Origin of the sequence: Paenibacillus graminis, from assembly GCF_000758705.1 — a bacterium.
GTDB lineage: Bacteria > Bacillota > Bacilli > Paenibacillales > Paenibacillaceae > Paenibacillus_AQ > Paenibacillus_AQ graminis.
Map to the genome: position 1 here is coordinate 1,640,874 of NZ_CP009287.1, position 21,001 is coordinate 1,661,874.

17 protein-coding genes are annotated in these 21,001 nt (G+C 49.4%); 14 read left to right on the forward strand and 3 right to left on the reverse strand.

Features of this window, described 5'->3' with window-relative positions:
- Positions 1-116: 116 nt before the first annotated feature.
- The 4 genes from PGRAT_RS07075 (at position 117) to rplT (ending at position 2,791) form a co-directional block, all read left to right on the forward strand.
- A complete protein-coding gene (locus PGRAT_RS07075) occupies positions 117-1,358 on the forward strand; it encodes a glycosyltransferase family 2 protein (protein ID WP_025703418.1) in 1,242 nt (413 codons plus the stop codon).
- Between the two features lie 285 nt (positions 1,359-1,643).
- Positions 1,644-2,141, forward strand: a complete 498-nt coding sequence (gene infC, locus PGRAT_RS07080) for a translation initiation factor IF-3 (protein WP_020427376.1) — start codon at positions 1,644-1,646, stop codon at positions 2,139-2,141.
- 57 nt (positions 2,142-2,198) lie between these two features.
- Positions 2,199-2,399 carry a 50S ribosomal protein L35 gene (rpmI, locus tag PGRAT_RS07085; RefSeq protein WP_019912828.1) on the forward strand — a complete coding sequence of 67 codons (201 nt, stop codon included), beginning with the start codon at positions 2,199-2,201 and terminating at the stop codon, positions 2,397-2,399.
- A 32-nt stretch (positions 2,400-2,431) separates the two neighbouring features.
- Positions 2,432-2,791: a 50S ribosomal protein L20 gene (gene rplT / locus PGRAT_RS07090; RefSeq protein WP_025703419.1), complete on the forward strand. Its 360-nt coding sequence runs from the start codon at positions 2,432-2,434 to the stop codon at positions 2,789-2,791.
- 165 nt (positions 2,792-2,956) lie between these two features.
- Here rplT and PGRAT_RS07095 read toward each other — a convergent pair whose 3' ends face one another.
- Positions 2,957-3,499 carry an acyl-CoA thioesterase gene (locus PGRAT_RS07095; RefSeq protein WP_025703420.1) on the reverse strand — a complete coding sequence of 181 codons (543 nt, stop codon included), beginning with the start codon at positions 3,497-3,499 and terminating at the stop codon, positions 2,957-2,959.
- A 303-nt stretch (positions 3,500-3,802) separates the two neighbouring features.
- On the opposite strand from PGRAT_RS07095, the gene PGRAT_RS07100 reads away from it, so the two are divergent.
- The 5 genes from PGRAT_RS07100 (at position 3,803) to PGRAT_RS07120 (ending at position 9,171) form a co-directional block, all read left to right on the forward strand.
- Positions 3,803-4,882 (forward strand): BMP family lipoprotein, encoded by a 1,080-nt coding sequence (locus PGRAT_RS07100; protein ID WP_025703421.1) that lies wholly within the window; start codon positions 3,803-3,805, stop codon positions 4,880-4,882.
- A 184-nt stretch (positions 4,883-5,066) separates the two neighbouring features.
- A complete protein-coding gene (locus tag PGRAT_RS07105) occupies positions 5,067-6,605 on the forward strand; it encodes an ABC transporter ATP-binding protein (protein WP_025703422.1) in 1,539 nt (512 codons plus the stop codon).
- Positions 6,598-7,674, forward strand: a complete 1,077-nt coding sequence (locus PGRAT_RS07110) for an ABC transporter permease (protein WP_025703423.1) — start codon at positions 6,598-6,600, stop codon at positions 7,672-7,674. The genes PGRAT_RS07105 and PGRAT_RS07110 overlap by 8 nt, the downstream gene beginning before the upstream one ends.
- Positions 7,675-8,625, forward strand: a complete 951-nt coding sequence (locus PGRAT_RS07115) for an ABC transporter permease (protein WP_025703424.1) — start codon at positions 7,675-7,677, stop codon at positions 8,623-8,625.
- Between the two features lie 204 nt (positions 8,626-8,829).
- Positions 8,830-9,171 (forward strand): hypothetical protein, encoded by a 342-nt coding sequence (locus PGRAT_RS07120; protein WP_025703425.1) that lies wholly within the window; start codon positions 8,830-8,832, stop codon positions 9,169-9,171.
- Here PGRAT_RS07120 and PGRAT_RS07125 read toward each other — a convergent pair.
- The gene (locus PGRAT_RS07125) at positions 9,168-9,629 is read right to left on the reverse strand and encodes a GNAT family N-acetyltransferase (protein WP_025703426.1); all 462 of its coding nucleotides are present in this window, start codon (positions 9,627-9,629) and stop codon (positions 9,168-9,170) included. The two genes, PGRAT_RS07120 and PGRAT_RS07125, sit on opposite strands and share 4 nt — an antisense overlap.
- Positions 9,630-10,213: 584 nt before the next feature.
- Here PGRAT_RS07125 and ilvB point away from each other — a divergent pair.
- The 5 genes from ilvB (at position 10,214) to PGRAT_RS07150 (ending at position 19,694) form a co-directional block, all read left to right on the forward strand.
- A complete protein-coding gene (gene ilvB, locus PGRAT_RS07130; RefSeq protein WP_025703427.1) occupies positions 10,214-11,962 on the forward strand; it encodes a biosynthetic-type acetolactate synthase large subunit in 1,749 nt (582 codons plus the stop codon).
- Positions 11,959-12,447, forward strand: coding sequence for an acetolactate synthase small subunit (ilvN, locus tag PGRAT_RS07135; RefSeq protein ID WP_020427386.1), 489 nt, complete (start codon positions 11,959-11,961; stop codon positions 12,445-12,447). Before ilvB ends, ilvN begins: the two co-directional genes overlap by 4 nt.
- 283 nt (positions 12,448-12,730) lie before the next feature.
- Positions 12,731-13,723, forward strand: coding sequence for a ketol-acid reductoisomerase (gene ilvC, locus PGRAT_RS07140; protein ID WP_025703428.1), 993 nt, complete (start codon positions 12,731-12,733; stop codon positions 13,721-13,723).
- Positions 13,724-13,835: 112 nt separating this feature from the next.
- Positions 13,836-15,377 (forward strand): 2-isopropylmalate synthase, encoded by a 1,542-nt coding sequence (locus PGRAT_RS07145; RefSeq protein WP_025703429.1) that lies wholly within the window; start codon positions 13,836-13,838, stop codon positions 15,375-15,377.
- A 438-nt stretch (positions 15,378-15,815) separates the two neighbouring features.
- Positions 15,816-19,694, forward strand: coding sequence for a collagen binding domain-containing protein (locus tag PGRAT_RS07150; RefSeq protein WP_042266281.1), 3,879 nt, complete (start codon positions 15,816-15,818; stop codon positions 19,692-19,694).
- Positions 19,695-19,804: 110 nt separating this feature from the next.
- Here PGRAT_RS07150 and PGRAT_RS07155 read toward each other — a convergent pair whose 3' ends face one another.
- Positions 19,805-20,953: a response regulator gene (locus PGRAT_RS07155; protein ID WP_081758610.1), complete on the reverse strand. Its 1,149-nt coding sequence runs from the start codon at positions 20,951-20,953 to the stop codon at positions 19,805-19,807.
- Positions 20,954-21,001: the final 48 nt, after the last annotated feature.

Consider the following 21,001-nt stretch of genomic DNA (forward strand, 5'->3'; position numbering starts at 1 on the left):
ATCTAGTGGTCTTACTGTAAGGGATGCAACAAAAGGGTCAGAAAGAACGTTAGCAATGCCAGAGAGAGAGAAAAACAAAAAGAACATCAAGATTCGAAAAGGGGGCATCAAAGGTCATGACAGACGCATTGTTTGTTACGCTCCAAGTGATCTTGGCGGCAATTGCAGTCTATCAGTTTACGTTTTCTTTATTTGGACTGCACAAGAAAAAGAAGAAGGCACAGTTTGCTCCGCAAAAATCATTTGCTGTACTGGTTGCCGCACACAACGAGGAAGAAGTCGTCGGCGCGCTGATGGAGAACTTGAAACAGCTTAATTATCCCCAGGAACTGTACGATGTATTTGTTATCTGCGACAACTGTACGGATGGTACGGCAAGAATTGTAAGAGAGCACGGCATGAATGCCTGTGTCCGCACCAACACCAACCTGCGCGGCAAGGGATATGCGATTGAATGGATGCTCAAGGAGCTGTGGGCTATGCCGCGGCAGTACGACGCCGTCGTAATGTTTGATGCCGACAACCTCGCCCATACGGAATTCCTGACAGAGATGAACAATGATCTCTGCTCGGGCGCACGGGTTATTCAAGGCTACATCGATACCAAGAATCCGGAGGATTCCTGGATTACAGCTGCTTATGGTGTATCCTACTGGTACATCAACCGTCTCTGGCAGCTCTCGCGCCACAACCTGAATATGGCGAATTTCCTTGGCGGAACGGGTATGTGCTTCGAGACCAATCTGCTGAAGGAAATGGGCTGGGGAGCGACAAGCCTGGTAGAGGATTTGGAGTTTACGATGCGGAGCGCCTCTAAGGGTGTCTATCCCAAGTTCAACTATGACGCCAAAGTATTTGACGAAAAGCCGCTGACCTTCAAGGCTTCGTCCAGACAGCGTCTGCGCTGGATGCAGGGCCACTTCACAGTAGCACGCAGATATTTTTTTCCGTTGCTGTGGCAAAGCATTAAAGAACGCAGCCTCACGAAGTTTGACCTGGCGCTGTACGGTGCCAATGTCTACATCGTGCTGCTGACCTTCCTGATGACGGCTGTAATGTGGGTCGACAACTCCATGTTCGGAGGTCCGCATATCGCCAACATTTATGGCAAGCTGCCTTTGTGGCTCAGCTATTTCGCGGTAGGTGCCAATATCCTGACCTTCGTGCTTGCAATGGCTCTGGAGAAGGTCAAATTCAAAAAGGTCTATCTGTACTTGCTGGTCTTCCCTGTCTACCTGATTTCCTGGTACCCCATCACGTTCTATGCGTTCTTTACGCAGAACAACAAGCAATGGAGCCATACGAAGCATACGCGTGTCGTGCGGCTTGAGGAAGTGCAGAGCAAGCAGGTTTCCTGATAGCAGTAACTTTTCGAAAAGTGTACTTGCAGCTGTTGACACAGTTTGCTGAGTGGTGTATAGTATTCAAGTATGCAAAACATAGGGATTGCAAGCAGAAGCACCGGCTTCTCACCTGACTGGCCTACGCCAGCTGGTTTTGATCTCAATGCTTTATGGATGTTATAATTCATGAACGTTGATCAAACGGGGTGTCGGGAGTTACCGGCACCCCTTTTTTATGGAGAACCGCAGAAATGATTTCCCAAGTAGATCCGGAGGTGGAGTATTATCAGTAAGGAACATATGATCAATGATGAAATTCGGGCCAAAGAGGTTCGGCTGGTTGGAGCGGAAGGCGAGCAAATCGGTATCAAACCGATCCGCGAAGCGTTGCAGATGGCGATTGATCTTAATCTGGATTTAGTCAACGTAGCACCGCAGGCGAAACCGCCGGTATGCCGCATCATGGATTACGGCAAGTTCCGTTATGAAACGCAGAAGAAAGAGAAGGAAGCACGCAAGAACCAGAAGATCGTGGATATCAAGGAAGTCTGGTTCCGTGCCAATATCGAGGAACATGATTATCAGACCAAGTTCCGCAACGTTATCAAGTTCCTGGGCGAAGGTGACAAAGTGAAATGCTCTGTCCGCTTCCGTGGACGTGAGATTACCCACGCCAGCATCGGCCAGAAGATTTTGGAACGTGTAAAGAGCGAAGTGGAAGATATCTCTGTTGTAGAACGCCAGCCCAAGCTGGAAGGACGCAGCATGATTATGATCCTGGCTCCCAAAGCCCAATAAATTTGGAGTCACTTGCACAGCAATTTGGCGCCGCATAATATTCAAGGAGGAAACACCATGCCTAAAATGAAAACTCACAGCAGTCTGAAAGGCCGTTTCAAGATTACCGGATCCGGCAAAGTACTGCGTTACAAAGCTCACAAGAATCATTTGCTTTCCCACAAATCCAAACGTGCAAAACGCGTTCTGAACGGCAATCCGGTTATGGCCCCTGGGGATGTAAGACGCTTGAAACAAGGACTCGCTAACTTGAAATAGTTTTATCACACATTTTTGGGAGGTTTATTAATATGGCAAGAGTTAAAGGCGGATTTGTAGTTCGTCGTAGACATAAAAAAGTATTGAAACTGGCAAAAGGTTATTTCGGTTCCAAACACCGCATTTTCAAAACTGCCAACGAGCAGGTAATGAAATCGATGCTGTATGCATACCGTGACCGTCGTCAGACTAAGCGTAACTTCCGCAGACTGTGGATCGTTCGTATCAACGCTGCAGCCCGTTTGAACGGCCTATCCTACAGCAAGCTGGTATTCGGTCTGAAACTGGCTGGCGTAGAAGTGAACCGCAAGATGCTGGCTGACCTGGCAGTAAACGACCTTAACGCATTCAACTCACTGGCTGTAGTAGCCAAAGAGAAGATCAACGCGTAAGCATTAGAAGTAACCGAAAAGCACCGCCTGCGGGATATCCCGTGCGACGGTGCTTTTTTTTGGGCGTTTGAAGGTGTATTGCCTGACCGGGAACAGTGGACACGCCCTGCTTTGCGGGAAGGTGCCGGGCACGGTGCGGCATGACTCCGGCATACTGACGGGGGACTACTCCCAGTATTTCGTTGTGCTCAGTTGGGACGCCAGCAATTTGCTGCTGGTTCTTCTGATCTTGCGCAGCTCAGAACGCTGGTCTGCCGAGGCGCTGATGAGCTTCTCTTCGTCGGTCTCGGCGACGATGTGGGGTACCGGAGCCGGTGTGCCGTCTTCATGGACAGCTACAAAGGTGAGGAAGGAGGTAGCGGCAACTGCGCGTTCGCCGGTGTACAGGTTTTCCGAAATGATTTTGACAAAGACTTCGATGCTGGTTCTGCCTGTCCAGGAGACGAAGGATTCGAAACACACAGAATCAGTGGGCCTAATGGGCAGGAGAAAGTCAACAGAGTCCGCAGAGGCTGTTACGACATTCGTGCGGCAGTGGCGCATTGCAGAGATGGAGGCTACTTCGTCAATCGTACTCATGAGCTTGCCGCCGAACAGCGTCTTATGGTTATTGACATCATTCGGGAATACACGGCTTGTTTTGAACACGCGGGATTCCCGGCAGTATTTGAAGTCCGGTGCTGCTTGGGGTTGGTTTTGATCATCCATGATACAGTGCTCCCTTTTTTACAATATGTAATCATTCATGATAATAGAAAACTCATAACTGTGCAATAATATATAATGTGCTGAAGTAAATCAAGCCAAATCGAGGGTTTCTGACATGGTTTGATCATCTTATTGACATACAATGTAATGGTAAACGATTTCTTGTGGAAAAATGCAAATTATTATTGACCTGAGGTCATTAATGGACTGGATTTTAGGTTTTTTACCAGTTATAATTTGACTTAATGGTATGTCCAAGCAGAACACAGAAGACATCCAATTTCTTAAGGGGGATCACACTCAATGAAAAAGCTTTACCAACTTTCGCTTGTTATGTTGCTGGCATTCACTGTCATTCTGGCAGGTTGCGGAAACAATAACAACTCCGGCAACGCAGCGGGCACTAACGGCGGGACAGCAACTAATGCGCCAGCTGAAGCAACAGAAGCGCCAACCGATGCTCCAAAAACAGACGTTAAAGTAGGTATGGTTACCGACGTAGGCGGCGTAAACGACAAATCGTTTAACCAATCTGCTTGGGAAGCTCTGCAGGCTCTTGAAAAGGAAACCGGTATTGAAATCAAGTATCTGCAGAGTAAATCCAATGCAGACTACGAGCCAAACCTGAACCAATTCGTTAAAGGCGGCTATAACCTGACTTGGGGTATCGGTTTTGACCTTGGCGATGCTATTAAGAAGGTTGCGACTGAGAATCCGAAAGCTAACCTTGCGATTATCGACAGCGTGGTAGAAGCTCCTAACGTTGAGTCCGTAACCTTCTCCGAAAACGAAGGCTCCTTCCTGGTTGGTGTGGTTGCAGGTATGACTACAAAAACCAACAAAGTAGGTTTTGTTGGCGGTGCGGAAAGCCCGGTAATCAAACGGTTTGAAGTTGGCTTCAAAGCTGGCGTAGAAGCTGTAAACCCTAAAGCTAAAGTAACCATTACGTATGCGGGCGCTTATGACAAGCCTGATATTGGTAAATCCCTGGCTGCTACCCTGTACGATGCTGGCAATGACATCATCTTCCCGGCTGCCGGCGCAACTGGCAACGGCGTATTCAACGAAGCTAAGTCCCGTAACAAGGCTGGCGGCACCAAAGTATGGGTAATCGGTGTAGATAAAGACCAATCCCTGGAATTTGGCGATGATGTAACCCTGACTTCCATGATCAAACGTGTAGACGAAGCAGTTAAGAAAGTTTCCCAACAGGTTGTTGACGGAACCTTCAAAGGCGGCACTACAACTGTACTGGGTCTGAAAGACAACGGTGTTGGCCTTCCTGAAACTTCAAAGGCTAACGTATCGGCTGATATTCTTGCCAAGGTTGACGAATATACTAAACAAATCATCGATGGAACAATTAAAGTTCCTACCGAGTAATACTAACTTGACGTTTCTTGCATTACAATAATGAACAAGGGACAAGGCCGGTTATTGAGCTGGCCTTGTTCCTTGTTAGAGACACGCATCCGGCAATAGGTTCAACACTGTGGTACCGTCCTTCAGGGGGCGGTACAGCCGTGTCTATAAGGCAATATATATATTCTGTGATGAGGGTGATTCCATGAGTGCTGCGGCTCCTGTCGTAGAGTTGAAGCAAATCACAAAACGCTTTCCCGGTATCGTCGCGAACGACTCGATCAGTCTTACGCTCGAAAAAGGAGAAATTCATGCACTGCTGGGTGAGAACGGAGCAGGCAAATCCACTTTGATGAATATCGTCTTCGGACTGTATCAGCCCGATGAAGGCAGCATCGAAATCGGCGGGAAACCGGTTATTATCGATAACCCTAATAAAGCGATTGAGCTTGGCATTGGAATGGTTCACCAGCATTTCAAGCTTGTAGAGCCTTTTACGGTAACCGAGAACATTGTTCTGGGCATGGAACCGAAAAAAGGTCTTAAAATCGACTATAAATCCGCTGCGGAGCAGGTTCGCAAGCTATCGGAGCAGTATGGCCTTCAAGTCAATCCAAATGCCAAAATTCATGACATTTCGGTCGGCATGCAGCAAAGGGTAGAGATTATGAAGACCCTGTACCGCGGTGCGGATATACTAATATTCGACGAGCCTACCGCTGTGCTTACGCCACAGGAAATTACGGAACTCATGGCGATAATGAAGCGGCTCGTTGCAGAGGGCAAGTCCATCATTCTGATTACACATAAGCTGAAAGAAATCATGCAGATTTCCGACCGGGTTACCATCATCCGCCGGGGCAAGGTTATTGATACTGTGAAGACTGCCGGCACCAATCCCAATGAGCTGGCCGAAAAAATGGTCGGACGCGGGGTAACTTTCAAGGTGGACAAGCAGATTCCCCATATTGGCTCAAGCGTGCTTAAGCTGACTAATGTCAGCAGCAAGAGCAAGGATGGTGTGGCGGTTTTGAATGGCCTCAGCTTTGAGGTGAAGGCCGGCGAGATCCTCGGAATAGCAGGAGTCGACGGCAACGGACAAAGCGAGCTGATTCAGGCAATTACGGGGCTCCGCAAGATTGATTCAGGGTCCATCACGGTATCAGGCAAAGAGATCGCCAACCTAAGTCCGCGGAAAGTCTCTGAAATGAATGTCTCCCATATTCCGGAAGACCGTCATAAACACGGTCTCGTATTGGACTTTACAGTCAGCGAGAATATGGTACTGGAGACGTATTATAAGAGTCCGTACAACCAGAACGGATTCTTGAACAAACAAGTCATTGATCAGCATGCTGAAGATCTGGTCAAGCAGTTTGACGTCCGGACGCCTTCGATTGAGAACAAGGCGCGCTCCTTGTCAGGCGGTAACCAACAGAAAGCGATTATTGCGCGGGAAATAGACAAAAATCCGACACTGCTGATTGCGGCCCAGCCTACGCGCGGTCTTGATGTCGGTGCAATCGAATTTGTGCAGAAGCAGTTGATTGCCCAGCGGGACCAGGGCAAAGCGGTACTGCTGATTTCTTTTGAACTCGATGAAATCATGAATGTATCCGACAGAATCGCCGTCATTTACGAAGGCCAGATTGTCGGTGAAGTATTCCCGCAGGATACCAACGATCAGGAATTGGGTCTGATGATGGCGGGAAGCTTGAAACGGGGAGGCCACGCGGATGTCTAGATTCAAAAAAATATTTGCGACGGACAGCTACATCGTTCCGCTAGTTGCAATTGTGATGGGCTTTCTGGTGGGAGCTATCGTTATGCTGGTGGGCGGATACGATCCAATCGCAGCCTATTCTGCGCTGTTCAAACGCGTATTTGGCAGCCCGTATGATTTTGGTGAGGCTATCCGTGAGATGACGCCGCTGATGTTCACCGGACTTGCAGTAGCCTTTGCATTCCGTTCAGGGATGTTTAATATTGGTGCTGACGGTCAAGTGCTCATTGGCATGACAGCTGCATCTGTGGTTGGCATCAAGTTTGCCGGGACCTTGCCGAGCTTCGTGCTTGTACCGCTGGCTGTTATTATGGCTGGAGTCTGTGGCGGTCTCTGGGCGGGCATTGCCGGTTACCTGAAGGCGAAACGTGGAATCAATGAAGTTATCACTACCATCATGCTGAACTGGATTGCGCTGTTCCTGTCCAATTATATTGTCAGAACGTTCCTGTTGCTTTCCGGTCAGAACCGTTCAGAGGATATTCCGGCTTCGCTTTCGATGACATTTTTGAATTCCGTGTTTGATAATGCCCGGCTCCACTGGGGAACAGCTATTGCGCTTGCTGCAGCAGTGTTCTTCTATGTGTACCTGTGGAAGACCAAACAGGGTTATGAAATGCGCGCTGTCGGTCTTAATCCGCATGCTGCAGAATACGCAGGGATGAATGTTGGCCGCAATGTGATTAAGGCCATGTTCATCAGCGGTGTTTTTGCGGGTCTTGCAGGGGCAGGGGAAGTGCTTGGCGTATTCCACTATCAATCTGTATTTGCGGCCTCCCCGGGTTACGGCTTTGACGGCATTGCCGTTGCTTTGCTTGGTTTGACGCATCCGCTCGGAGTGGTATTGGCTGCTATACTTTATGGTACATTGACCTATGGATCAGCAGGTATGAGCTTTGGAGCAGATGTTCCACCAGAACTCATCCGAATCGTGATCGGTTCGATTATTTTCTTCATCGCGGCACAAGGAATTGTGCGGTGGGTGCTTAAACCGTTCTACTTCAAGCGCAAGAAAGAGAAGGTGTTATAGATGGAAGTATTAGGCCAATTGCTCAATACAACGCTTGTTTTTTCCACAGCGCTGATATTTGCCGCCCTCGGTGGCATCTTCTCTGAACGCTCCGGTATCGTAAACATTGGACTTGAAGGTTTGATGATGTTTGGTGCTTTTGCTGCAGCCGTTGGCGGATATTACGCTCAGGATGCCGGCATGGGTGCCTGGGCTCCATGGATCGGCGTATTGTGTGCTATGGCTGTAGGCGTGCTTGGTGCGCTCATTCATGCAGTAGCTTCGATTACGTTCAAGGCGGATCAGACCATCAGTGGTACCGTCATCAACTTTCTGGCTGCCGGCAGCACGCTTTATGTAGTCAAGCTGATCTTTGAGGGAGCCGGAGAAACGCCTCTGCTGGATGGGTTCAATAAAGTGCCTATTCCTGGTCTCTCTAAGATTCCGGTCATCGGTGAGGGGATCTTCAATTCCTATCCGACAACATACCTGGCGATGATATTGGTTGTTGTGATTTATTTTATACTCTTTAAAACTCCGTTTGGTCTCCGCCTGCGTGCTGTCGGTGAACACCCCAGCGCAGCGGATACGCTCGGCGTCAATGTGAAGCGCATGAGATATATCGGTGTAATGCTGAGCGGGATGCTGGCTGGAATTGGCGGAGCCACCATCACTCTGACGACAACCGGAACTTTTTCGCATAATACCATTTCCGGCCAAGGCTTTATCGCCATTGCGGCAATGATTTTCGGGAAATGGAATCCGCTTGGCGCTTTTGGGGCTGCTGTATTTTTCGGATTGTCTCAAGCAATCCGCAACTACGTTCAGCTGTTTGAATGGTCCAAGAATATTCCGCAGGAATTTATTTTCATGATTCCATATGTGCTAACCATTATCGTTCTGGTCAGTGCGGTTGGACGTTCTTCAGCTCCAAAGGCATTGGGCGAACCTTACGACCCTAGCAAACGCTAGCTGTTATTCCTTCGCAGATCAAGCATGTATAACGCATTTCCGGTCTTTTCCGGAAATGCGTTTTTTTGTTGAAGCTTCAAGTGAAGCTGACAGGGACAGGTGTACAGGCGAAGCGTTATGCGTGCGAATAGACTGTTGTGAAGATGAAACTTTAGCGCAAAGTGCAGCGGGTTTTATTGAGTATTCATATTTAGGAGGGATAATATGGCACAGCCGGTGACGAAGAAACAGGTGATGAAGCTGGTAGGCAAAAATATTGTCGCAATGAAAAAAGATGGCACAAAAGTTTCGGGCAAGCTGCTCCGCGTTTCGGGCAACCGTCTGGTTTTACAACGGATCAGCGGTAAAAAAGTGCAAACCAAAGCACTGATTCCGCTGGTGCTGTTTGATTTGCTGGCCGTCGGTACGGCTCCTTACGCATACGGCGGAGGTTATGGTTATGGCGGAGCCCCGGGCGCTTATGGCGGTTATGGGCCAGGTCCCATACCTGGACCCTATGGCGGCTACGGACCTGGATATGGCGTTCCGCCGATTGGTTTCTTTTAAGCTCTGAATCTATTGGCTAACAGTTTCTCGAACTCATAGCAGAAGTTTTGCGGCTGATAACGGGCTACGCTGTAGCCCAATTTTTGATAAAAGGAAATGCCTGGCGCATTGCCGGCATCTACAGATATCTTGGCCCTTAGACAACCGCGTGATAGTGCAAAGCGCTCTGCTCTGTCCATGAGCATATTCCCCCAGCGTTTGCGTCTCGCGGCAGGGGCTATGGCCAGCATGTCAATATAGAGCAAATCTCCATGCAGCATAAAGTGTACAAATCCCAGCGGATCGCTCTCATAATCCGGACAAGCTACAAGGGTGACCCCTTGACCGAGACGCCGGGGCAGATCTTTTCTGATCTGGTTGATAACAGTCTGTGGAAGATGTGATAATGGAACCAGTTGCTTTTCAATCAAGTCAAGAATCACGGTGTCATCCTGCTTGGGTCTGCGGTAGCGAATCATAAAGCGCCCCCTTCACGCATTGTCGTACATCATATGCTCTAAGGGGTGTGGGCGTTCCGGCAAGGATAGAACAACATTTTGTGACGATTGCCCAAAAGAAGGGTATTGACTAACCGTGTGAGGAATCATATAATGTGTCTAAACATTTACGAACATATAATCATCGGCAATGATGAGGACGAAGTTTTAAGGGCTCTTTTGCTCAGAGAGTGAGAGGAATTGCTGCAACCTCCACCAGAATCCCTTATATACGAGCTCACCTCGGAGCTGTTTTCCTGAAAGGTCCACCGGCAAGAGTGGCGGAATTATTAGGGGGAATCGTTTGGTCCGCGTTAGGGACTTCAGGTTACAAAGATTTGGGCCCTGCCTACATCGATGGATTTTTGTATCCTGATAAGGCGTTGCATCGTGAGATGCAATGCAAACATGGGTGGTACCACGGAAGATCAACCTTTCGTCCCTCACGCGCTGTCTTCTGCGCGTGGGAGGCGGAAGGTTTTTTTGTTGCCAGGAACCTAACAGTTGAATTAATGGACGGTCTGTCATTCCCATATGAATGTTCACTATTGAAGGGAGGAATACTGATGAGCGCGCAAACACCGGAAGTGCGGTCTATTGAGCAGTTACGTGAGAAATGGAAGAATCCCGAGGTGGTTACGGGTTCCGAAGTCCTGCTGCGCAGTCTTGTAATGGAAGGGGTGGATACCGTCTTCGGTTACCCTGGCGGTGCGGTATTGTACATCTACGATGCTCTTCATGGCTTCAATGATTTCAAGCATATCCTGACACGGCATGAGCAGGGCGCGATTCATGCGGCTGACGGCTATGCCAGAGCAAGCGGCAAAGCGGGCGTATGTATTGCAACCTCCGGTCCGGGAGCAACCAATCTGGTAACCGGGATCGCGACCGCTTTTATGGACTCGGTTCCACTGGTGGTAATCACCGGCAATGTCTTTTCCAGCCTGATTGGAACCGATGCTTTCCAGGAAGCGGATATTACAGGCATTACGATGCCTATTACGAAGCACAGCTATCTGGTGCGCGATGTTGAAGATCTTCCGCGCATCATTCATGAAGCCTTTCATATCGCGAACACCGGCCGAAAAGGTCCGGTACTCATCGATATTCCGAAGGATGTATCGGCGGCCAAGACATTGTATAGTCCAGCGAAGCAGCAAGGCGTTAACCTCCGCGGCTATAACCCGCGTACGGTTCCGAACAAACTCCAGCTGGATAAGCTGGTTCGGGCCATTTCAGCAGCGGAACGTCCGATCATTATTGCAGGCGGCGGGGTCATCTACTCCGGAGCTCATGAAGCGATGTATGAATTCGTGAAGCGGACGGAAATTCCGATCACAACCACCTTGCTGGGACTGGGCTGTTATCCGAGTGCGGAAGACCTGTGGATGGGAATGCCCGGCATGCACGGGACGTATACAGCGAATAATGCCATTCAGCAATGCGATTTGCTGATCAACATCGGCGCCCGGTTCGATGACCGTGTGACCGGCAAGCTGGACGGCTTTGCGCCAAAAGCAAAAATCGTCCACATCGACATCGATCCGGCGGAAATCGGCAAAAACGTATCGCCTGACATTCCGATTGTCGGAGATGTGAAGACAGTGCTGGAGTTGCTGATCCCTGAGGTGAGCCGTGCAGCGGGAGCCGATGCCTGGAGAACGCAGATTGCCCAGTGGAAGCTGGATTTCCCGCTTCGCTACAACGATTCCGAAACAGAGCTGAAACCGCAGTGGGTCATCCAGATGATTAATGACACCACCAAGGGCGAAGCTATCGTTACTACGGATGTTGGACAGCACCAGATGTGGGCAGCCCAGTATTACAAGTTCAATCATCCCCGTTCATGGATTACTTCCGGAGGGCTTGGAACGATGGGCTTCGGATTCCCGTCGGCGATCGGGGCGCAAATGGCGCATCCGGAACGGCTGGTAGTTTCCATTAACGGTGACGGCGGAATGCAGATGTGTTCGCAGGAGCTTGCGATTTGTGCAATCCACAACATCCCGGTCAAAATCGTCGTTATTAACAACGAGGTTCTGGGAATGGTCCGGCAGTGGCAGAACCTCATATACGAGAAGCGTTACAGCTATACCGACCTCGCAGGCAGCCCCGATTTCGTAAAGCTGGCTGAAGCATACGGGGTAAAAGGACTTCGGGCAACGAACAAGGAAGAAGCAGGCGCTGCGTGGAAAGAAGCACTGGAAACGCCGGGACCCGTTCTGGTAGAATTCGTTGTTCCTAAGGACGAGAATGTCTACCCGATGGTAACTCAAGGGTCGACCATCGATCAAATGCTGATGGGGGATGAATGACAGTGATGAGACATACGATTGCTGTGCTTGTGAATGACCAGCCGGGTGTGCTGCAGCGGGTGTCAGGCCTGTTCGGCCGCCGGGGCTTCAATATTGAGAGCATCACCGTAGGGCAGTCTGAAGAGGCCGGCCTGTCCCGGATGGTCATAGTGACACTGGGTGACCAGCACACGCTTGAGCAGATCGAGAAGCAGCTCTATAAGCTGATCGATGTGATCAAGGTAGTGGATCTTGGCTCCAAGCCTATGGTTGCCCGTGAGCTGGCACTCATCAAGGTCAAAGCGGAACCGGCTGAACGTCCGGAAATTATGGGTGTTGTGGAAACCTTCCGCGCGTCCGTGGTAGATATCGGCACAACCAGCTTGCTTGTGCAGGTGGTTGGGGATACGCAGAAGATTGATGCGATGATTGAACTGCTTAAGCCTTATGGCATCAAAGAGCTGTCCCGTACCGGCGTTACAGCAATGATTCGGGGAAATGCCTGATCATTACAATTTAAATATAAGACTTTATATGCTTCACACTATAAAGTATTCTTCTATTTCTCGCTGAAACGGAAGCCGCCTCTTTAGAGGCCGGCTAGGTTGTTTCCACTTACAGCTTTAACGAATTGCTGCTTGTTTGCATTAATTGGATAAGATGATGGTAAGGCAATTCCCGCTAAAGAGCGGGGGCTTGAAGAGCAGCCGGGCCATTCTTCAATGCTGAAGGCTCTCTTGAAGCACCCGCTCTTTACGATGGGTCCCAAATTAAAGGAGGATATTGACAATGGCAGTGACAACGTACTATGAACAGGATGCAGAACTTAGTGTACTAAAAGGGAAGACAATTGCAGTAATCGGGTACGGCAGCCAAGGGCATGCCCAGGCACAGAACCTGCGTGACAGCGGTCTTCAGGTTGTCATCGGCCTGCGCGAAGGCAAATCGTTCGAAACCGCCAAGAATGACGGTTTTGAAGTGCTGCCGGTAGCTGAAGCAGTATCCCGTGCGGATGTAGTACAAATTCTGATGCCAGACGAAACTCAGGCATCCGTCTATAAAAATGAAATCGAGCCGAACCTCAAAAACGGCGCGGCGCTGATGTTCTCTCACGGCTTCAACGTTCATTTCGGCCAAATCGTGGCTCCTAAGGATGCGGATGTGCTGCTGGTGGCCCCAAAATCTCCGGGCCACATGGTTCGCCGCACTTATGTTGAAGGCTTCGGTGTTCCCGGCCTGATCGCCATTGAACAGGATGCAACCGGCAATGCTCAGGCGATTGGCCTTGCTTATGCCAAGGGCATCGGCTGTACACGTGCAGGGGTTATTGAAACCTCGTTCCGTGAAGAAACCGAAACCGATCTGTTCGGAGAACAGGCAGTTCTGTGCGGCGGCGTATCCGCGCTGATCAAAGCCGGCTTCGAGACGCTTACTGAAGCAGGTTATGCTCCTGAAATGGCATATTTCGAATGTCTGCATGAAATGAAGCTGATTGTTGACCTTGTGTATGAAGGCGGACTTGCCACCATGCGCGATTCGATCAGCAACACTGCCGAGTACGGCGATTATGTAACTGGTCCTCGCATCATTACGGACGAAACCAAAAAAGCAATGAAAGCAGTGCTCAGCGATATCCAGCAGGGTAAATTCGCCCGCGACTTTATCCTTGAGAATCAATCCGGCCGTGCGTTCCTGACTGCCACCCGCCGCAACGAAGCCGCTCATCCGGTTGAAGTAGTAGGCAGCCAGCTGCGTGAAATGATGCACTGGATTAAGAAATAGTCTCATATACTTACATGATGAACGTACTATAGTGTGATTCTCAGATGCGGCCGTATTTTTGCGGGCCGCATTTGAGGGTTTTAGCACAATCTTTCTCAGGAGGTGCTCAGCTTTGCGGAAAATATATGTATTCGACACGACACTGCGTGACGGAGAGCAGTCGCCGGGGGTCAACCTCAATACAAGGGAAAAGGTAGAGATTGCCTACCAGCTTGAGAAGCTGGGGATTGACCGGATGGAGGCGGGATTTCCCGCAGCTTCACCAGGAGATCTGGCTGCAGTGAATGCAGTGGCGAGAGCGGTCAAGAATGTGACGCTGATCGGCCTCTCCCGCTCCAGAGAAAGCGACATTGATGCAGTTCGTGAAGCGCTTCAAGGGGCACAGGACCCCTGCATTCATCTGTTCCTGGCGACTTCACCGATTCACCGGCAGCATAAGCTGCGTATGGAAAAGGCCCAGGTGCTGGAGACTGCACAGGCTGCCATCCGTTATGCCAAAAAGTATTTCTCCAAGCTGGAATTCTCACTTGAGGATGCTGGCCGCACCGAACGCGACTTCATGGCTGAAATGGTGGCAATGGCGATTCGGGAGGGTGCAAATGTAGTCAATATTCCGGATACTGTAGGCTATCTGAACCCATCGGAATATGGTGCGATCTTCAAGTTTCTTAAAGACACTGTGCCGGATATTGAGAAAGTCCAGCTTAGCGCCCACTGTCATAATGATCTGGGCATGGCTACAGCGAACACGCTCGCTGCCATTCAGAATGGTGCCGACCAGATCGAAGGAACCATCAACGGTATCGGCGAACGCGCGGGGAATACTGCTATTGAAGAAGTGGCATTGGCACTGGAGACACGCAGCGAGTTTTTTGATGCCAAGACGTCCTTGGTGCTGTCCGAAATCTCCCGTACCAGCCGCCTGGTCAGCAAGCTGACCGGCATGGTCGTCCCTGGGAACAAGGCAATTGTGGGTGCCAACGCTTTTGCCCACGAGTCCGGAATTCACCAGGACGGCATGTTGAAGGAGAAAACCACCTACGAAATCATGACTCCTGAGACCATCGGGCTCAAAGAGAGCAAGCTGGTGCTTGGCAAGCACTCCGGTCGCCATGCGTTCCGCGACAAGCTTAGGGATCTGGGTTATGATCTTTTGGAGGAAGAGCTGAACACAGCATTTGCCAAATTCAAGGATCTGGCAGATAAGAAAAAGGAAGTATCTGATGAGGATATTCTGGCGCTGCTGGAGGAAAAACTGATCGATACACCAGAGGTATTCAGCCTGCAGACGATTTATGTTACTTACGGCAATGAGGCCACTCCAACAGCGAAGATAACGATTAAAGGGCCAGAGCCGCAGCCGATTGTTGCGGTTGCCGAAGGCAATGGCTCGGTTGATGCCATTTACAACGCCATAGACCAGGCGACCCGTGAGGAAGTTACGCTGGGCGATTATTCCATCAAGGCAGTGAGCAGGGGGAAAGACGCCCAGGGCGAGGTTCACGTAGTGTTGTCTCAGGGTGAGGTTGCTGCACAGGGCCGCGGACTCAGTACCGATATTCTGGAGGCGAGTGCCAGAGCATATCTGAACGCGCTGAACAAACTGCTGGAGAAACGGAAAACCTATACCAAACGTGATCACGCCAATCTGTAAAACCGCCGGGGCATATAATACAAAGATAGCCTTTAGCGCAACTTTTTACTTTTGAATAATTACGCATATGGAGCTGTTCAGACCGTAGAGAAATCTAGGGTTTGGACAGCTCTTTTTGTTATGTCCAGCTGGGCTGCGAAGTTTTTTTATCAGCAATTAATCAGTGATTTTAATTACTATAAACATTGTCGAATTAGCGAATATCTGCGTTATTTTTGTCTTTTATAAGACATATTTACGAAAATAGCAATGGATTAGGGTCAATTGTACAGATCTGTTCAGAAATTGTTCATCAGGGGGAATTACAATCAGACATGCACAGATAAGCGTAATAGAAGGCCAACATACATATCAATGATTGGGGGATTGACGGGAGTAAAAATTTAACCAGCCCAAAAATTATAATTTTAGCATGTGAAATGGAGGTTTACTGCAACGATGCTCAAAAAAAGAATAGCAGCCATACTCAGTGTTCTTATGATCATAGTACAAAGTGCTTACGGGTTTGGCTTCAATGCTCAAGCACATGCGGCAGAAATTACGGATAATATCATCACCACCGTAACTATGGCCGTGTATGATAACGGAGTTCCCGTAACAGATGTGGTGTATAAGCAAGGCGCTGAAGTGAAGCTTACCTATGATTGGCAGCTGCCGGACAATACTTATCAGGAAGGGGATACTTACAGTTTCGAGCTGCCGGACCACTTTGTGCTGGCCAGCGACATCATGGGGACACCGCTGCAGGCGGATGGCCTTACTTTGGGACATTTTGATGTGCTGAAGGGGAATCCCAATAAAGTTGTCATGACCTTTGGCCAGGATATTGATAAATATTTTGGCGTGCATGGTTCCTTCTCGATTAATACGAAATTTGATAAAGCCAGCTTTACTGAGACAACTGAGCAGCACATCGTCTTTCCGGTTAACGGAGGCAACCAGACCGTAACGCTTGAGTTTGTTCCAGATAATGCTTCAATTATTGAAAAAAGCGGAAAGCCTTCGGGCACGAACAAGGATGGGCTGAACGGAAAGCAAATTATCTGGACGGTCGACGTGAACAAGGTGCTGTCCAGTGTCTATGGCGCCTCTGTTACGGATGTCATCCCGGCTGGCCTTGCTTTAACGGACCCGCTGGATGTAAAAGTGTATGATCTTAACGTGAAGCTGGACGGAACGGCGGCACAGGGAGCGGAAATCTCTTCTTCTCAATATACGGTGACTGATTCTTCCGGAAATCTGAGTGTAGCATTCAAGCAATCTCCTATAACGAGTGCATACCGTATTCAATTTACTACGGACATTACAGATCCCGCGAAAAAAAGCTTCACTAATGAGGCTGCTTTAAATAGTACAGGACTGCCAGCATCGAAGTCATCGGCAACGGTCAATGTGAGCTATGGAACACCATTGAAGAAAACCTCCAGCGCATATGATCCTAATACCCAGATAACCACTTGGGAGATCGATTACAATTACAATGAAAAACCGATTGCCCAGGCGGATGCTGTGCTGAAGGATTATTTTGACAATACACAGAAGCTGGTGGCAGGTTCTCTGCAGGTATTCCCGGTTAACTTTTTGACGAATGCCGGAGGAACAGTAGGCGGCACACCTGCGGGCAATTATACGTTGATATCTCCTTCAGCTGCACCTAGCGGGAAAAACGGCTTTGAGCTGAAGTTCAACAGTGACGTCAACAGTGCTTACAAAATCATATACAAGACCCAGGCCACAGGCCGCGTTGAGAAGGATACGACCATTACGAACACCGTTTACTCCGGGGACACTTATGAAACCGGCACACGCGGCATCAATCAGGTGATTATTGCCAAAACACTGCCAAGCAGCGGTATCGACTATACCAACAAAAAAGTAAAATGGTCCGTGACCATCAATGCCGACAGTTATCAGATGGATAATGTAGTAGTCAAGGATGTTTTCCCTAACAAAGGACTGAAAATCATCCCTGGCAGCATCGTTGTCAAAAAAGGCGATACAGTGATTACCACGGGCTTCTCGATTCAGAATGAAATACCGGATGCCGGTTTTGAGGTGAAGTTTAATTCGCAGATTACCGGACCGTATACCATTACTTATGAAACTTATTTTGATAATAAATGGCTCGGCAGCGACTGGTTGACCACGGATGCCAAGTTTGTGAACCAGGCAGCAGTGGAATGGACCAAACCTGGCTCCACGGATGTGAACACCAAAACCGTTACCGCATCCTTTGATCCTCAACCGGCAGAAAAAGCCAACGGCTACAAAAGCGGCTCCTATAATGCGTCCAGCAAGGAAATTATCTGGTCCGTAGGGGTCAATTATAACCGCAACCCGCTTAACAGCGCTGAGGTAACCGATACTATAGAAGGCAAGCAGGTGTATGTTCCGGGATCTGTAGAAATCTACAATATGGTTGTGGCCAAAAACGGCGACTACAGTCAGGGAACGACCAAGCTGACACTTAACACAGATTATACGGTCTCTTACAACGAGACCACGAAGCTGCTTCAAGTGAAGTTCACTAAGAACATTGAATCGGGATACATCATCAATTTCAAAACAAGTCTAAAGGGGGAATTGGTCGACAGTCCTACAATTATGAATACTGCTAATCTGTACAATGAAGGCAAGGAGGAATCGAAGGATCTTACGGCTTCGCTGACGATTCCCAAGGCTAATGAATTTGTGCAGAAGAGCGGCAGCCAAAGCAATACTAAGATCAAATGGACCATTAACATCAATTACAGCCAGTCGTATATCGAAGATGCGGTGGTCACTGACGACCCCAGCGATAATCAAATCCTGCTGGCAGATTCTTTCAAGCTCTATGCGACTACGGTAAATCCTGCTGGAGATGTAACGAAAACAGGAACACCATTGGTTGGCGGAGATGATTATGAACTGACCCTCACTACGGACCTTGATACGGGAAAACAGCAGTTTGTGCTGAAATTCAAAGCACCTATTGAAAAAGCTTATATTCTGGAGTACGAATCACTGATTGTAGCGAACAATAATGATAAGGTAACGAACAAAGTGGGGCTGAGCGGCAAGAATTCCACAATCATTACGAAGACTAGCACCAAAGATATTACCGTTGCGCTGTCTTCGGCGGATGGAGTAGGCACCGGCACCCGAAAAGCACTGAAAATTATCAAAGCCGACGGTGCTGATCAATCGAAGCTGAGCGGGGCTACCTTTGCGCTGTACCGCAAGTCAGGCTCAAACGAAGTGCTTTTTAATACCCTTACAACAGATGCCAATGGAGAGGCTGTATTTAAGAACCTATGGCCGGGTAAGTATCTGCTGCAGGAAATCAGTGCACCTTCCGGATATGTTCTGGATTCGGGCAAAAAATCGGTTACTTTCGATTCCACAACAGCCATCGTGGAAGAATTCAAAGTTTATAACCTAAAAGCAGCAACACCATCAGCAACGCCGGCCGCATCACCAACGGCCTCTCCGGTAGTGTCGCCAACGCCGGTACCGACAGTGAAGCCGACGGAGACACCAACACCGACAGTGACACCAACACCGACAGTGAAGCCGACGGAGACACCAACACCGACAGTGAAGCCAACAGCAACACCAACACCGACAGCAACGCCAACAGCAACACCAACATCGACAGCAACACCGACAGTAACACCAACAGCAACGCCAACAGTAACACCAACGCCTGTCGTGACGCCAACGCCCACTACGCCGCCAGTGATTGACTATTCGACTCCGACACCAGTGACCTCTTCGGTGCCGGGAACAATCGTCACTCCTGGACCATCGGCTGCCGTGACGCCAACGCCTACGGCAACTCCAGCAGTGAAGCCGACAGCGACACCAGTGGCAACACCGTCTGCCTCACCGGTACAGACACCAGCGGTTAGCAGCACACCGGCTGCTCCGCAACCAACAGCAGTCACCACCGTTGAGGATTTGCCTATCGATGGGGAGATTCCATTGGGGGGGATTCCCGGCATCGGTGAAGAGCCTTCACATGGTACAGTGAAGATCACACCGGATGGCAAATGGACCTATACTCCTGATCCTGGTTATACCGGCAAAGACAAATTTACAATTGTCGTTACCGATGAAGACGGCAATGAGGAAGAAGTGACGATTGAAGTAGGTGTCGATAAAGTGCCGAAGGGTACAGTAACCGGTACACCGGATGCAGGGGGGAATGGACTGCCCGGCAAACTTCCGCAGACCGGAGAAAACAGTCCATTACCGCTTTATTTGACAGGCGGCGGCTTAATGATTCTGGGAGCCGTCATGTCCAGACGGTTCAAGAACCACAAAAAATCGAAGTAACCAACATTATCAAAATTCATGCCAAAGCCACCCGTGGGCGTACCAGCCCCGGGTGGCTTTTATGTGTCTATGCTAAAATCAGGCATTGCCGTTCAGCGTTGCAGGCAGCTCTACAGGCTTTTGAAATTATGCAACTTCCATTCCTCATACCAGCTTTTAATGTTATCGGGTATATCTACGCTCAGCTCACGCTTTAGAAGGTCTGCCAGGTATTGATATTGCTCCTCGACCGCCGAACGTTCTCCCATGCTGTCATACACCTTCATAAGCCCCAAGTGGCCCTGCTCAAAATAAGGCTGAAGCTGAACCACCCGCTGATACACCGTTACCGCTTCGGGAATTCTTCCCCTGGCAGTAAAAAAATCAGCCATTCCCATCGCATGATGCAGCCAAATCGTCCGAAGACGCTGACGCTCACCCTCAGCCCATAAATAATCATAGTCGTTCAGATAGTCACCCGAGTAGAAATAGAACAGGCGCTGATGCTTGTCGCAGTTCTCAGCGTTTATAGGCCCCAGAGTAAGAATACCCTTTTCCCATTCATAGCTGTCGATCAGCAAGGAGCCTGTCTCCATAGTATAACCTTCCCCGCCGCTGGCGTTGCTGATCTGCAGCCCGATATCAGCCTGCTTCAGACTTTGGCGGATCTGATAAATGGTGGTATAAAGGTGAGTTGACGCCCGCTTCAGATTGAAATCCGGCCACAGCATCTCGATAAGGCTGTCCTTGCTGACAAAGCGGTTGCGGTTATGGAACAAATAAGCGAATAATTCCTGAGCTTTGGAGGTGCGCCAGCGGATGGCAGGGAGCGGCTGGCCGGCACGCTCAAAGCGCAACGACTGAAAGCTGCGGATCATGATCTCAGGTTCAGGCGTATTGGGAGGATTCCCGTCCTTGCCGAAATGTTTTTCCAGCCGCTGGATGGTCTTAACCAGGCGGTCACGCCGGACAGGCTTCAACACATAGTCCAGGGCATACAGCTCAAAAGCCTCCACGGCATAGCTGTTATAAGCGGTCACAAATACGATGCTAGTGCCTGGACACAGGCCTTGGATCGCTTCCGCAACCTGCATACCATTCATTTCAGGCATATCTATATCCAGGAAAATAACGTCAGGTTGAAGCTTTGAGGCTATGCTGACTGCTTCGGCCGGGTCCGTACAGGAACCTATAATATTTACGGTTGTTAATTCTTCCAGCATCAGCTTTAATTTCATAAGGGCAAGCCGCTCATCATCCACCAGCAAAGCTTGTATCATTCCTATCCCACCACTTCTTTTAGGATTTTCATGCTGTAGACAAACCGC

Coding starts and splice junctions, on each gene's coding strand:
- PGRAT_RS07075 (WP_025703418.1), top strand. CDS start 117: ATGACAGACGCATTGTTTGTTACGCTCCAAGTGATCTTGGCGGCAATT.
- infC (WP_020427376.1), top strand. CDS start 1,644: ATGATCAATGATGAAATTCGGGCCAAAGAGGTTCGGCTGGTTGGAGCG.
- rpmI (WP_019912828.1), top strand. CDS start 2,199: ATGCCTAAAATGAAAACTCACAGCAGTCTGAAAGGCCGTTTCAAGATT.
- rplT (WP_025703419.1), top strand. CDS start 2,432: ATGGCAAGAGTTAAAGGCGGATTTGTAGTTCGTCGTAGACATAAAAAA.
- PGRAT_RS07095 (WP_025703420.1), bottom strand. CDS start 3,499: ATGGATGATCAAAACCAACCCCAAGCAGCACCGGACTTCAAATACTGC.
- PGRAT_RS07100 (WP_025703421.1), top strand. CDS start 3,803: ATGAAAAAGCTTTACCAACTTTCGCTTGTTATGTTGCTGGCATTCACT.
- PGRAT_RS07105 (WP_025703422.1), top strand. CDS start 5,067: ATGAGTGCTGCGGCTCCTGTCGTAGAGTTGAAGCAAATCACAAAACGC.
- PGRAT_RS07110 (WP_025703423.1), top strand. CDS start 6,598: ATGTCTAGATTCAAAAAAATATTTGCGACGGACAGCTACATCGTTCCG.
- PGRAT_RS07115 (WP_025703424.1), top strand. CDS start 7,675: ATGGAAGTATTAGGCCAATTGCTCAATACAACGCTTGTTTTTTCCACA.
- PGRAT_RS07120 (WP_025703425.1), top strand. CDS start 8,830: ATGGCACAGCCGGTGACGAAGAAACAGGTGATGAAGCTGGTAGGCAAA.
- PGRAT_RS07125 (WP_025703426.1), bottom strand. CDS start 9,629: ATGATTCGCTACCGCAGACCCAAGCAGGATGACACCGTGATTCTTGAC.
- ilvB (WP_025703427.1), top strand. CDS start 10,214: ATGAGCGCGCAAACACCGGAAGTGCGGTCTATTGAGCAGTTACGTGAG.
- ilvN (WP_020427386.1), top strand. CDS start 11,959: ATGACAGTGATGAGACATACGATTGCTGTGCTTGTGAATGACCAGCCG.
- ilvC (WP_025703428.1), top strand. CDS start 12,731: ATGGCAGTGACAACGTACTATGAACAGGATGCAGAACTTAGTGTACTA.
- PGRAT_RS07150 (WP_042266281.1), top strand. CDS start 15,816: ATGCTCAAAAAAAGAATAGCAGCCATACTCAGTGTTCTTATGATCATA.
- PGRAT_RS07155 (WP_081758610.1), bottom strand. CDS start 20,953: ATGATACAAGCTTTGCTGGTGGATGATGAGCGGCTTGCCCTTATGAAA.